Source organism: Gordonia sp. N1V, assembly GCF_029269935.1.
Lineage (GTDB): Bacteria > Actinomycetota > Actinomycetes > Mycobacteriales > Mycobacteriaceae > Gordonia > Gordonia polyisoprenivorans.
On sequence record NZ_JARJDD010000024.1, the window covers coordinates 1 to 12,973 of the forward strand.

Here is a 12,973-nt window from a genome sequence, read left to right on the forward strand (position 1 = left end):
CCAGCATCGGCACAGGCGGTCTCGAGGCTCGCCGCACGCGGCTCGCACCTCGACCGTCGGATGATGGCGGTTCCCCCGATGGTCGAGGTGCCCGAGCCCGCCAGGGCGAGGGCCTCGAGACCCGGTGAGACGATGGGAATCGGAACCACGTCAACTCCGGCGAATCCAGCGTGCTTCGTTCGGCATCAACGTCAGACGTCACGTGATGCGTGAGCCGCGCCGCCCTCGATCAATTCATCGAGATGTGCCCTGGACCAGGCGCACATGGTGTGCAGAAGGACGAGCAGCTCGGCGCCGGCGGTGGTGAGCGAGTAGTCGACGTGCGGACTGGCACACCCATGATCCCGCCGCGTGACCAGGCCGGAGTGCTCAAGCGTGCGCAGAGTCTGAGTCATCACCTTGTGGCTGACCGGACCGACCGATCGGCATACATCGGCGAAGCGTTTGGGCGGACCGTCGAGGTATTCGAGGGTTCGCAGGCCCCATTTGGTGGAGACGGCGGCGAACACCTCGCGGGCAATCGTCTGGGCGGCGAGCACGTCGGGGTTACTTTCGACGTCTGTAAGTGTGGTTACTTTCAAGTGCGTACTTCCCGGTGGGTGGCCGTGTTCCTAACCTCAGAGTATGTCGATTCTGAAAACCTATGCACGATGCTTCGTTGACGATTTGGACTCGGCGCTTTCGTTGTACGAGACGCTCGTCGGGCAGACCGCCGACCTTCGCTTTGAGTTCGAGGGAGCGTCGCTCGCCGCCGTGGGAGATCTCCTGCTGATCGGCGGTCCGCCTGAGGTGACGGATCGCTTCCGCGATACGGTCGGTCCGCTGGTTGTTGATGACCTGACCGAGACGATGGATCGCCTGCGAGGCTTGGGCTCGCAAGTGGTAGGCGGACCGTCGCGGAGCGCGACGGGCACGTTCGCTTATGTTCGTCACCCCGACGGAGCCGTGATCGAGTACGTGCAGTGGGATGCGGAGATCTTGGACAAGGTCAGGCTCAACGAGCGCGTCTGTCGGTAGAGTAACCGCTCCAACGAAACCAGCATCGGCACAGGCGGTCTCGAGGCTCGCCGCACGCGGCTCGCACCTCGACCATCGGATGATGGTCCCCGATCGCGGTGCCGATCTCTCCCCCCGATGGTCGAGGTGCCCGAGCCCGCTAGGGCGAGGGCCTCGAGACCCGCTGAGCTAACCAGTGTCGTTGCGCACTCAGGCAACGATCCTCGTGCACGACGACATGTGCCAGATGATCGGACGGATGCTGTGGTCACTGCCGACGCTGACGATCCGCAGCACGACGATGTCGTGGTCCCCAGCGCGATGAATGTTCTCGATGGTGCACTCGAAGTGCACCGGTGTTGCATCGAGAAGGATTGCGCCGGTGGGCAACACGCGAGTGCTCACGCCGGCGAGGCGAGCCGCCTTGTCCTTCGATGACAACTGCCGGATCGCGCCGGCCTGCTGCTCGCCGAGCACCGACACTCCCAGCGCCGGCGCCTCGCGCAGAACGGGCCAGGTGGTCGAGGAGTGCTGCACGGCGAACATGACCAGCGGCGGGTCCTGGGAGACGCCGACGGCGAACGAGGATGCCACGAGCACGGTGGGTTCGCCGTCGACGGTTCCGGCCAGTGCGACCACACCGGTGGGGAAGGCCGAGAAAGCTTTTCGCAGTTCGGTGGCGTCGAGGTCGGTGGTGGGGATCATGCTCATCGTCCTTCCGTGGCGAGGGTGGTGGCAGAGCGCAGGACGACCTGGCCCCAGCGTTCGATCCAGGTGGCAAACGCGTCGGCCTGGTCGTAGGACTTGTCCATCACGTAAAGCCCGGCCGCGGGGGTGATGGCACCCAATTCCACGAGAACGGGTTTGAGCAGCAGTTCCGGTGCCATGAAGTGCGCCGGGCCGGCGCCGAGCATCAGTGGGATGGCGGTGACCCCGCGCAGGCCGTCGGCGGTGGAGAACTGGTCGAGGAACAGCTTCAACAGCCCGGTGTAGGTGGCCTTGAATGTCGGGGACGCGATCACCACCAGATCGCTGGAGGCGAGGGTGCTCACCGCCTCGGCGACAGCGGGATCTCCCCACCCGAGCAGCCCCGGCCCCAGGTCCACCACGTCGATGACGTGGTCCGGCTGCTGCCCGGTGAGCTCGGTGGCCAGTCGGGTGGCCGCGTGCAGGGTGCGCGAGGCCGGTTTCGGATTCCCCGCGACTACGGTGACGATCACGTGGCATCTCTCCAATCTTCGTGACGGACAACTACTCCGAGACGAAGAGTGCGAGGCGACGATTAACCGTCGGTCACCTGATCGTTACGCCCCCATTGCGCGACTTCGCGCCGAGGACACCTCCGCCGACACCGATGACGGCGCTGGTCACCGCGTCAACGACGTCGGCGCCGACCCGATTGCGCCGCGGGCGATCACGCCACACCCCGATGATCGTGGCGGGTTTCGAACCGAACGAAGTCCGCGCGGAATCGATCGAACACGATCTGGAACGGCGCGCCGTCACTGGTGGTGTAGGTGATCTCGCGCATCAGCAGGGTGCTGCCGGCCGCGACGCCGAGTATCTGTCCGGTCCGCTCATCGCAGCGCTCGGCGCCGATCGACACCCAGGCGTCGCCGGGGTCGGTGCCGAAGAACTCGGCCGCGGTGCGTTCCATGGTCAGCGGTATGCCGGCGAGTTCGGTGGGATCGGCATCGTAGGACGCCGAGAAATAGGCACTGCGCAAACCGATGGTTTCACCGAATGCGTGAAATGTGTTCTCCACCAGCCGAACGTGGTCGTCGTGGATGTTCAGTCGGGTGCGGACCAGGGGGAGGTTGGGTACCAGTCGTTGTTCGCGGATCACGATCTCCACCGATTCTCCGCCGATCCCGGAGATCGCGGTGAGCTCCAGGCCCAGGTCACGGCGATGAACCCGCGTCCCGAGCCGCGGCCTGCGCACCAGGAATCCGGCATCGCTGAGCTCGTTGAGGGCGTCGCGGACCGCTGCTCGACTGGAGTTGAACATGCGGATGAGGTCCTCCTCGACGAGTTGGGTGTCGAGGTCGAGGGTGCCTTCGCGAATCGAGGCCAGGACGAGGTCGCGTACGCGTCGGGACGACACCTGTCGACCTCGGGCGGACCCGCCGCGGGCGCGTGGATGGTATTCGGTCGATCGTGTCATGACAGTCCCTCGAAAGCTCTGGACTCCGGTCCGGTTGTGCTGGCCCCTTGCAGGGAGTTTAGGGCCGAACCCGAGTCCTTGCGTTGTCAAGTAGTCGGGGTCACAGTCGGCGGAATTGCGCTCAGGTTTCCCACAGAAACACTCTGAACTGCACCGATGTGCGCCGACGCCGATGTGTCAGCGGCGCAATAGCCGAGTCACGAAAGCGCGCAGGAACCGAAACAAAGCGCCCCGAAGATCGTCGCATCGTCCTTGGCAACATCAATCGGGAGGGTGCCGGTGACCGCCGAAACCACCATAGTCATCACTGAGACGCAGGAGAATGCGCCGTCGCGCCACGTCTCCGGAGCAGTCATCGCACGCCTGCGCGCCAACCTGTGGATCGCACGTGCGGCGGGCACGGCGATCGTCAACTTCCTCATCTTCGTCGTCCTCGCGTTCTTTCTCGTCAAGATGATCCCGGGCGATCCGCTCGTGTCCGCCTCGGGTGGTCAGCTGTCCGGGGCGGCACTGGAGGCCGCACGAGACAGCTACGGCCTCAACGATTCCTGGATTTCGCAGTTCGGGACCTACCTGCACGGACTCGCCACCTTCGATCTCGGGAGCTCGATCGCCACCGGCCGCCCGGTCGCCGACGACATGGCCACCCGCGTACCGGCGACCATCGAACTCGTCGGATCAGGCTTGTTCTTCGGGGCGCTGGTGAGCCTTGCACTCTCGTATTTCGTTGTCACACGGCCCAAGAACCTCATCGCCGGTGCCGTGCGGAGCTACGCCCGGGCAGCCGGAGCGGTTCCCGAATACGTCATCGGCATCGCGTTCCTGTTCATCTTCTTCGCGACGTTGCACTGGGTGCCCGCGCCGTCGGGACGGCTCGACCCGTTGTTGATGCCACCGCCGCAGGTCACCGGCTTCCCGATCCTCGACGCCCTCATCGCCGGTGACATGCCGGCCGCGAGTTCCTATGTGGCACATCTGTTCCTACCGGTCGTCGTGATGGTCGTCGCGCACTCGGCGATCCTCGTCAAGACCTTGATCCTGGCCCTGGACAAGGAGATCGACAGCCCGGCAACACGTTTCCGCATCGCCTCCGGTGCCCCGCGCCGGACGGTACTGCTCAGCATCTATCGTCGCGCCCTGCCGACCGCGGTCGCGATGCTGGGCATGGTCTTCGGGCTCCTGCTGGGCGGGGCGGTGGTGCTCGAATCGCTGTTCGGTCTCGGTGGGCTCGGCCAGTACGCCGTCGACGCGGTGAAGGCCTCCGACGTCTACGCCCTTCGCTCGTTCCTCGTCGTCACCGCGGGGTTGTGTCTGGCCGCCTACTTCCTCACCGACATCGCCACCGGCCTCCTCGACCCGCGCCGCCGTTCCGCCCGAAAGCAGGAGATCTGATGACCGCCGCCGACCCCACTGTCACACCCGCGACCGGCACCCACGCCACCACCGATATCGCCATCCCGGTCGCCGGCGAAAGCCGACGTCCCACCGCGGCCGCCAGGGGAATCCTGCGTCGCTACTGGGGATTTCTGCCCTTCGGCGTCCTGGTGCTGCTGGCCGTGATCGGGCCGCTGCTCGCACCGCAATCGGCGACGATGGTCGTCGGCCCACCCTCGGTCGGTCCGTCGGGAGCGCACCTGTTCGGCACCGACTCCAACGGTTTCGACGTGTTCTCCCGCACCCTGACCGCCTTCCGCCTCGATGTCCTGATCGCCATCGCGGTCACCGTCCTCGCGACCGCCGTGGCGGTGCTCATCGGCACCTTCTCGGGGATGTACGCGACCTCGGCGGGCGTCCGCGGATTCCTCGCCTCGACGGTGGGACGTCTCATCGATCTCATCCAGGCGCTGCCGGTGATGATCGCGGGACTGGTGATCGTGTCGTTCTTCGGCCGCAACGCCGTGGTCATCACGATCGCACTGAGCATCGTGGTGATGCCGTTCCAGGCGCGGCTCATGCGCACCGAGGTGATGCGCACCCGCACCGACGGTTACGTCACCGCCGCCCGCATGAGCGGCGAAACCGAACTGCGCGTGGTGCTCCGACACGTGATCCCCAACTCGTGGGGGCCGATGCTGGAGAACAGTTCGGCGATCTTCGGCATGGCGATCATCTTCTGCGCCGGGCTCGGCTTCCTCGGCGTCGGGATCCCACTCCCCGAGGCGGAATGGGGCAACATGCTCTCCTCCGGCGCACCCGACGCCGCCGTCGGCCGCTGGTGGCCCGCCCTGTTCCCGGCGCTGGCCCTCGCCTACGCCGTATGGGCCGCCTCGACGTTCACCACCGCGGCAGGCGCCCTTCGCCGCCGCTGATCTCCCACACCGACAAGAGTCCACGAATCACGTTGCGTCATATCCCTGTTGAGAGAAAGCGAAGTAGTTCTGAGATGAAGATTCCCAAGAAGGTCGTACTCGGCCTGACCGCCATGCTCGCCTCGGCGATGGTGCTCACCGCGTGCGGTGGTGGGTCCTCGGAGGAGAGCGGCCTGGTCCTGGTGACGGCCGCGCAGCCGCAGAGCTTCAGCTACGAGACCAGTGCCACCGGTTATGAGTCGGCGGAGTTCTTCATGAACACCGGTGCCACGCTGATTCGCAACCCCTACGTCGCCGGCGACAACGGGATGGCAGCCCACCAGCAGCTGTTCAAGTTCGAGCCCGAGCTGGCCAAAAGTTATGACGTCAGTGCCGACAAGAAGGTCTACACCTTCCATCTCAACACCGCGGCAAAGAGCGTGGCGGGCAATGCCCTCGACGCCGACGACGTCATCTTCTCCTTGCAGCGCAAGTTCAAGGTCGACACCAGCATCATCCCGTTCATCAGCAAACCCGTCCTCACCGACCCCGACACCCAGGTCCGCAAGATCGACGACGCCACCGTCGAGATCTCGATCGCCGACCCCGGTTTCGGTTTCACGCTGCTCTCACTGCTCGCCAACACCCCGTACACCATCTACGACGCCAAGGTCCTCAAGTCGCACGCCACCGCCGCCGACCCGTACGGCGTCGAATGGTCGAAGACGAACGCCGACTTCGGTTTCGGGGCCTACAAGCTCACCGACTACACCCCGGGCCAGCAGATGGTCTATGAAGCCAATCCGGGATTCGCGCTCGGCGCACCCAAGGTCAAGCGCATCGTGCAACGCGTCGTCGCCGACCCGGGCCAGCGCAGCAACCTCGTCAAGAGCGGCGGCGCCTCCATCGCGACGCAGCTGCGGCCGGCCGATCAGGTCGCGCTCCAGCAGGCCAACGCCGCGCAGGTGTTCACCGTGCCCACCAACGCCTACGTCTACATCCCGCTGCTCACCACCAAGGCGCCGTTCGACAATCCGGCGGTGCGGCGGGCGTTCGCCTCGGCGGTGCCGTACGAGTCGATCATGAAGAACGTCTATCACGGTCGCCTGGGCCCGCTGACGTCGATCCTCAACGGCACACTGCCCGGCTACAACGCATCCGGATTGCAGCCCAACAGCACCGACCCGCAACGGTCCCTGCAACTGTTGCGGGACGCGGGAATCAGCACACCGGTCAAGTTCGCACTGACCGTCAACAACGCCGTGCCCGACCTGAAGGAGACCGCGGTCCAGATCCAGACCGCAGCCGCCAGTGCCGGATTCGAGGTCACCATCAACGAGGTCAACTCCGCGGTGTTCCAGGAGGGCTTGGCCAACAAGACCTTCCAGGCGTCCATGGGTCGTGACTACGCCGTTGTCCAGTCGCCGCCGTATGTGCTGTCGCTGTTCTACACCCCCGGATCGCCGATCAACTGGCCCGACTTCGACTACGCACCGCTCAACGACGCCATCGCCGCCGGCAACGCCGCCGGGGACCCGCTCTCCACGGCGGCGTGGACCCAATGGAACACCGCCACCCGCATCCTCGCCGACCAGATGCCGACGGTCTACGTCGGATACGTCCAGCCGCTGAACGCATTCGCCAACAACCTCAAGGGCTATGTGTTCCGCACCGACAACGTCATCGACTACTCGGAGCTCGAACAATGACACTCGATCACGCACCCCGGCTCGCCGCCAACATGCCGCACACCGACTCCGGCGCAACGCATACGGCCGATGCCCGACCCGACATGCCCGTCCTCGAGGTCGCCGACCTCACCGTCGCCTACCACGGTGCGGTCAAGGTGGAGCCGACCAGCTTCACCGTCCGGCGCGGTGAACGCCTCGCCATCGTCGGCGAGTCGGGATCGGGAAAGTCCAGCATCGCCAACGCGATCGGCGGATTCATCAGCCCGGAGGCGGGCACCGTCAGCGCGACCACGCTGACCTGCATGGGCCGTTCGCTGCTCGACGCTCCCGCCAAGCGCATTCCGGCGCGCCGGGAGGGGATCTCGATGATCTTCCAGGATGCGATGAGCAGCCTCGACCCGGTGTGGAGTGTGGGTAGCCAGCTCCTGGCCGTACTGCCGTCGGCGAGGCACGGGTCGCGGCGAGCGCGCCGCGGCATCGCCGAGGAGCGGCTGCGACAGGTCGGGATCACCGATCCGAGGCGCGTCATGGGTGCTCTGCCCGAACAACTCTCGGGCGGCATGCGTCAGCGGGTGATGATGGCGATCGCCCTGGCCGGTGAGCCGGAACTGCTCATCGCCGACGAGCCGACCAGTGCGCTCGACGTGACCCTGGCGATCACCGTGATGGAGTTGCTGACCGGTCTGGCCGCCGACGAAGGAGCCGCGCTGGTCTTCATCTCCCACGATCTGCCGCTGTCCCGCAAGTATTGCGACCGGATGCTGGTGATGCGTGCCGGGCGGATCGTCGAACACCTCGATCCCGAGCACGTCACCGACGCAACCGACCCGTATACCCGCGGGCTGTTCGCGTGCATGCCGACGCTCCAGTCGTGCGACCGTGACCGGCTGCCCACCGTCGACGACCTCACCCGCGCGGAGATGGTCGCATGAGCACCACCATCGAACTGGTGGGAGTCACCAAACGCTACGGCGGGGTGAGCGCACTCGACGGTGTCGACGCGCGGTTCGCCTCCGGAGTCGCCACCGGGATCGTCGGCGAAAGTGGTTCGGGAAAGTCCACATTGGGCCGGATGATCGTCGGCCTGTCCAAGCCGAGTGCCGGTCAGGTGCTCGTCGACGGCAACGATCTCGCCGAACTGCTGAAGTGGCGCACCCGTCGCACGGAGTATCTGCAGACCGTTCAGCTCGTCGCGCAGGACACCACCACGACGTTCGATCCGCGACACCGCGTGCGCAGCGCGGTCCGGCGGCCGGCTGAACTGCTTGGTGGGATGGACCGGCGGGCCGCCGATGCCGCGGTGGAGGAGATCGTCGACGAACTCGGTATCGACGCCGAACTCCTGGACCGCTATCCCGATCAGCTCTCCGGTGGTCAGCGCCAACGACTGTCGATCGCGCGGGCACTGGTGGTGCGCCCGCAGATCCTGGTGTGCGACGAGGCCGTCAGCGCACTCGACATCTCCGCGCAGGCGGTGGTGCTGAACCTCCTCAAAGGCTACGTGCGCACCCATTCGCTCGGTCTGGTGTTCATCTCTCACGGCTTGCCGGCGACCGGTTTCCTCACCGAGCAGCTGCTCGTGATGAACGCCGGGACGATCGTCGAATCCGGTTCGACCGCCACGGTTCTGAATCACCCGCAGCACCCGTACACCCAACAACTCGTCGAGTCCTACCGGCGGATCGACATGAGCGCCGCATGATCTCGCTCGTCGCCTCGACCGGGCACCACCACACACCGCAGAAGTAAAGGAGTAGACAATGTTTCATCTCGGATGGTTCCTCGGAGACGGATTCGGAATCCACGCGTGGAGTCCCGCCAACGGCGATGGCCCGTGGATCGGCTCCAACGCGACCGACTGGATGCGGCCCGACATCTACATCGACATGGCGCGCAGCCTCGAACGCGCCGGCTTCGACTACATCCTCATCGAGGACACGTCCATGGTCGAGGACTCCTACAAGCAGTCCGCGGAGACCTCGCTGCGACGCGGGTTCATGGCGCCGAAGAACGACCCAATGCCGTTGGTGCCGTTGATGACCCAGGCCACCCGGCACATCGGGATCATTCCCACCGTGTCGACGATCCAGTATCCGCCGTACCTCGCGGCCCGTGCCTTCACCACTCTCGATCACCTCACCGAGGGCCGCGTCGGCATGAACGTGGTGACCAGCGTGACCGACCGGGTCGCCCAGAACTTCGGATACGAGCGGCATCTCGAGCACGACGAACGCTACGACATGGCGATGGAGTGGATCGACGTCGTCCAGCAGTTGCAGGAGTCGTGGGAGCCCGACGCGGTCATCGCCGACCCGTACGGCGGCGTCTACGCCGATCACACCAAGGTCACGCCGATCGAGTTCGTGGGCAAGTACTTCAAGTGCCGCGGACCACTGAACACCATTCCCGGCCCGCAGCGCACCACCCCGGTGTGCTCGGCCGGTAGCTCACCCGCCGGCCGCGCGTTGGCCGCAGCCTACGACGACACCCAGATCGCGATCGTCCGCGACGCCGAGGCCGCACGAAAGTACCGCGAGGACATGCGGTCTCGGGTGACGGCACTGGGACGCAACCCCGACGACGTCAAGTTCTTGTTCATCGCCACACCCACCATCGCCGCCTCCGACGCCGAAGCGCAGGAACAGTATGCGGCGTATCAGGCGGCCCGGGCGTCGGACAAGGCGATCGAATACAACCTGTGGAACATGTCCTACACGTCCGGTGGGCGTATCGATTTCGGTGGGATCGATCCCGACACCAAGATCCGCGACATCGATCTGTCGAAGCAGAACGGGGAGTACACCTCGATCAAGGAACTCTTCGAGGGGCACGAGGACGAGACGCTGCGCGAGGTGGTCGCCAAGAGCCACCAGGTCAAGGACATGGGGTTGATCGGCTCGCCGGCGACGGTCGCGGCGAAGATGGGCGAGATCATGGAAGAGGCCGGCGGCGACGGATTCCTGTTCTACCTGCCGACCACCCGCCACAACTTCGCGTTGGTCGCCGACGGTCTCGCACCCGAGCTGCGGCGCCGCGGACTGATCCGGGAGGAATACACCGGCTCCACGCTCAAGGAGAATCTGCGCGCGTTCTGAGCCGGTCGGCGGTGGTCCAGCCGCTGTGAGGAGGGAGAGGGAATGGATGTCGGGCAGAACGCGGTTGTGGTCGTCGCCGACGACGACGCCACCGGCGGCGGTCATCTCGTCGTCGATGCCGGTGAGGTGTCGGCGCAGACGCTGATGGGTGTCGGTGCCGTGGGGGCCGGCAGCGTCAGCGTCGTGGTGACCGATGCGCGGTGGCAGCAGATCATGTCCGCAGTGGCCGGCGTCCATTCCCTCGATATCGCCGGCGTCATGATCGATCTCGTGCAGTCGGGGGAGACCGATACCGTGCGAGGCCGGGCCGCGACGATCAGCGCCATCGCCGGCGGCGGGAGCGACGTGCGGTTCTCGACACACGGTTACGTGAGGGTTCGTCACGGCGAGCGCCACGACGGTCCGTGGTCCGACCGTGCCGCCCTGATCGTCGGTCGCCGACGCTGGAAATCCGATGCGGTCGTCGTGAGCAGGCTCGGCAGTAGCAGGTATCCGGGAGAGCCGGCCCGGGGGAGCGAACTCCGCGAGATCGCAGGCGATCTCGGCTGCGACGTGTGCGTTGTCGACGACGATGTGCTGACAGCTGCGGATGACGACGTGGTGGGAACCGCGGTGCACGTGCGGCTTCCGCTGCCGCACGGCGAGTTCCGCGGCATCGGCTTCACCCTGGGCGCCGGCCGTGCCGAACACCTCGCGCTTGCCTGCGGTGCGCGCGCAGACAATGCCGGTCCGATGAGGGTGGTGGTGCACCGCGAATGCCCGATGGCCGATACCTTCGGCGCGCTCGGCTGTGACTGCCGCGACCGGCTCGACGCCGCCTTGATCAGCACGATCGCCGGCGACACCGACGTCGTTCTATACCTGCGCGACGCCGATTGGCGCTCGCTCACCCACTCCGTTCGACCAACCTGGACTCCCGACCACGTGGCCTCGATCCTGCGTCAGCTGGATATGTCCGCCGAGCACGGCGTTGTCATCACCGAACCAATCAGCCCGCCCGCCTGCCGCTCCGCATAGGCCACCCCTTCCCCCGATCGCCCCCCGGTGAGTCGAGAGGTTTCGCAACCCCCGTGGAACTGCGAAACCAGCGTCGGCGCAGATGGTCTCGAGGATCGCCGCACGCGGCTCGCACCTCGACCATCGGATGATGATCCCCCGATCGCGGTGCTGGCCCTTCCCCCTGATCGTCCCCCCCGATGGTCGAGGTGCGCGAGCCCGCTAGGGCGAGGGCCTCGAGACCCGGTGAGTCGAATGTTTCCGCAACCGCGTGGACCGACGAAAACTGCGTCGGTGCAAGCGGTCTCGAGGCTCGCCGCACGCGGCTCGCACCTCGACCATCGGATGATGATCCCCCGGTGGTCGAGGTGCCCGAGCCCGCCAGGGCGAGGGCCTCGAGACCCGGTGAGACGAAAACGCCACTCACCCCAGCACCTTCCCCAGCCCTGCACACAGCCGGTCGACATCGGCGGACGAGAACACCAGTGGTGGGCGGATTTTCAGCACGTTCGAGTCCGCCCCGCACACGGAGATCAGGATGCCTTCGCGCCGAAGGTCGTTGACGAGACGTCGGGCGAGTGTGTGGTCCGGACGGCGGGTGTGCTCGTCGGTGACGATCTCGACGCCGATGTACAGTCCGCTGCCGCGCACGTCACCCACCCTGTCGTCGTCGCGGGTGACGTCGAGGATGCCATCGAGGAGTTCGCCGCCGACGGTGGCTGCGTTCTCGATGAGCTTGTCCTCCTCGATGATGTCGAGCACCGCGGTGGCGGCCGCTGCCGCCACCGGACTCCCACCGAAGGTGTTGAAGTAGGGGACCTCCGTCGCGAAGGGCGCGAGCACCGTCGACGATGCGGCCATCGCCGCCACCGGAATGCCGTTGCCCATGGGTTTGCCCATGGTGACGAGGTCGGGGACCACCGCGTGCCGGTCGAAGCCCCACATTCCTGCGCCGGTCCGTCCGAATCCGGGCTGTACCTCGTCGGCGATGAACACACCGCCGGCGGCACGGACCGCTGCCACCGCGGGTCCGAGTAAGCGCGGGTCGACGAAGATCCCGTCGGAGGAGAACAGCGTGTCGACGATCAGCGCGCTCACGCCGAAGCCGGCCCGCTGTAGATCTGCGGCGGCCGCGGCAACGCTCGCGGCAAAGTACTGTGCCGCATCCACCGGTGTGAGCACATGGGTGTCGGGGATGGGCACGGTCCGGACGTGCTCGCCGACGCCGATGGTCGAGCTCAGCGACGGGGAGATCTCGGTCACCGCAGCGGTGTTGCCGTGGTAGGCATTGGCGGTGATGATCACCCCACGTGCGCCTGTGTACTGTGCGGCCACCCGCAGGGCGAGGTCGTTGGCCTCGGAACCGGTGCAACAGAACATGATCTGATCGATCCCGCCGGGCAACGTTTCCAGCAGCCTGATCGAATAGTCGACGATCCCCGAATGCAGGTAACGCGTGTGGGTGTTCAGCGTACCGATCTGCTCGGCGACGGCGCTGGCGACCCGTGGATGGGCGTGCCCCACGCAGGCAACGTTGTTGTAGGCGTCGAGATACTCGCGGCCGTCGGCATCGAACAGCCGGGTGCCCTGACCGCGGACGAGATGCACCGGGTCGTCGTAGAAGAGCCGGTAGGCGGGTCCGAGGACTCGCTCGCGGTCGGTGATGAGCTCGGCGATCGTGGGATCGACGGGTTGGGTTCCGTCAAAACTGTTGGAATTCATGATATTCGAGTAGCCCACGAT

General features: G+C 66.1%; 13 protein-coding genes. 8 read left to right on the forward strand and 5 right to left on the reverse strand.

The features are described 5' to 3' along the window. Positions 1-191 precede the first annotated feature (191 nt). Entirely contained in the window at positions 192-581 is a 390-nt protein-coding gene (locus tag P3L18_RS23320) for a helix-turn-helix domain-containing protein (RefSeq protein ID WP_253193980.1), read from the reverse strand. Between the two features lie 43 nt (positions 582-624). Here P3L18_RS23320 and P3L18_RS23325 point away from each other — a divergent pair, with 43 nt between their 5' ends. Beyond that, positions 625-1,017 carry a VOC family protein gene (locus P3L18_RS23325; protein WP_276115377.1) on the forward strand — a complete coding sequence of 131 codons (393 nt, stop codon included), beginning with the start codon at positions 625-627 and terminating at the stop codon, positions 1,015-1,017. A gap of 189 nt (positions 1,018-1,206) precedes the next feature. Here the strand turns inward: P3L18_RS23325 and P3L18_RS23330 are convergent, their stop codons facing one another. The 3 genes from P3L18_RS23330 to P3L18_RS23340 form a co-directional block, all read right to left on the reverse strand. Continuing rightward, positions 1,207-1,707 carry a flavin reductase family protein gene (locus P3L18_RS23330; protein ID WP_276115378.1) on the reverse strand — a complete coding sequence of 167 codons (501 nt, stop codon included), beginning with the start codon at positions 1,705-1,707 and terminating at the stop codon, positions 1,207-1,209. Continuing rightward, complete coding sequence (locus P3L18_RS23335) at positions 1,704-2,216, reverse strand: NAD(P)H-dependent oxidoreductase (RefSeq protein ID WP_276115379.1); 513 nt, start codon at positions 2,214-2,216, stop codon at positions 1,704-1,706. Before P3L18_RS23335 ends, P3L18_RS23330 begins: the two co-directional genes overlap by 4 nt. Positions 2,217-2,410: 194 nt before the next feature. Continuing rightward, positions 2,411-3,100, reverse strand: a complete 690-nt coding sequence (locus P3L18_RS23340; RefSeq protein ID WP_276115380.1) for a GntR family transcriptional regulator — start codon at positions 3,098-3,100, stop codon at positions 2,411-2,413. Positions 3,101-3,439: 339 nt separating this feature from the next. Here P3L18_RS23340 and P3L18_RS23345 point away from each other — a divergent pair, with 339 nt between their 5' ends. From P3L18_RS23345 to P3L18_RS23375, 7 genes are all read left to right on the forward strand, one after another. Next, on the forward strand, positions 3,440-4,552 hold the full coding sequence (locus P3L18_RS23345; protein WP_276115381.1) for an ABC transporter permease: 1,113 nt from the start codon (positions 3,440-3,442) through the stop codon (positions 4,550-4,552). Continuing rightward, a complete protein-coding gene (locus P3L18_RS23350; RefSeq protein ID WP_079929992.1) occupies positions 4,552-5,469 on the forward strand; it encodes an ABC transporter permease in 918 nt (305 codons plus the stop codon). Before P3L18_RS23345 ends, P3L18_RS23350 begins: the two co-directional genes overlap by 1 nt. A gap of 74 nt (positions 5,470-5,543) precedes the next feature. Beyond that, positions 5,544-7,157, forward strand: a complete 1,614-nt coding sequence (locus P3L18_RS23355) for an ABC transporter substrate-binding protein (RefSeq protein ID WP_276115382.1) — start codon at positions 5,544-5,546, stop codon at positions 7,155-7,157. Then, on the forward strand, positions 7,154-8,071 hold the full coding sequence (locus P3L18_RS23360; RefSeq protein ID WP_276115383.1) for an ABC transporter ATP-binding protein: 918 nt from the start codon (positions 7,154-7,156) through the stop codon (positions 8,069-8,071). The genes P3L18_RS23355 and P3L18_RS23360 overlap by 4 nt, the downstream gene beginning before the upstream one ends. Beyond that, positions 8,068-8,841, forward strand: coding sequence for an ATP-binding cassette domain-containing protein (locus P3L18_RS23365; RefSeq protein ID WP_276115384.1), 774 nt, complete (start codon positions 8,068-8,070; stop codon positions 8,839-8,841). The genes P3L18_RS23360 and P3L18_RS23365 overlap by 4 nt, the downstream gene beginning before the upstream one ends. A 58-nt stretch (positions 8,842-8,899) precedes the next feature. After that, positions 8,900-10,234, forward strand: a complete 1,335-nt coding sequence (locus tag P3L18_RS23370; RefSeq protein WP_079929985.1) for an NtaA/DmoA family FMN-dependent monooxygenase — start codon at positions 8,900-8,902, stop codon at positions 10,232-10,234. A 42-nt stretch (positions 10,235-10,276) separates the two neighbouring features. After that, complete coding sequence (locus P3L18_RS23375) at positions 10,277-11,251, forward strand: hypothetical protein (RefSeq protein WP_276115385.1); 975 nt, start codon at positions 10,277-10,279, stop codon at positions 11,249-11,251. A 402-nt stretch (positions 11,252-11,653) separates the two neighbouring features. Here P3L18_RS23375 and P3L18_RS23380 read toward each other — a convergent pair whose 3' ends face one another. Beyond that, complete coding sequence (locus P3L18_RS23380) at positions 11,654-12,970, reverse strand: aminotransferase class III-fold pyridoxal phosphate-dependent enzyme (RefSeq protein WP_276115386.1); 1,317 nt, start codon at positions 12,968-12,970, stop codon at positions 11,654-11,656. Positions 12,971-12,973 lie beyond the last annotated feature (3 nt).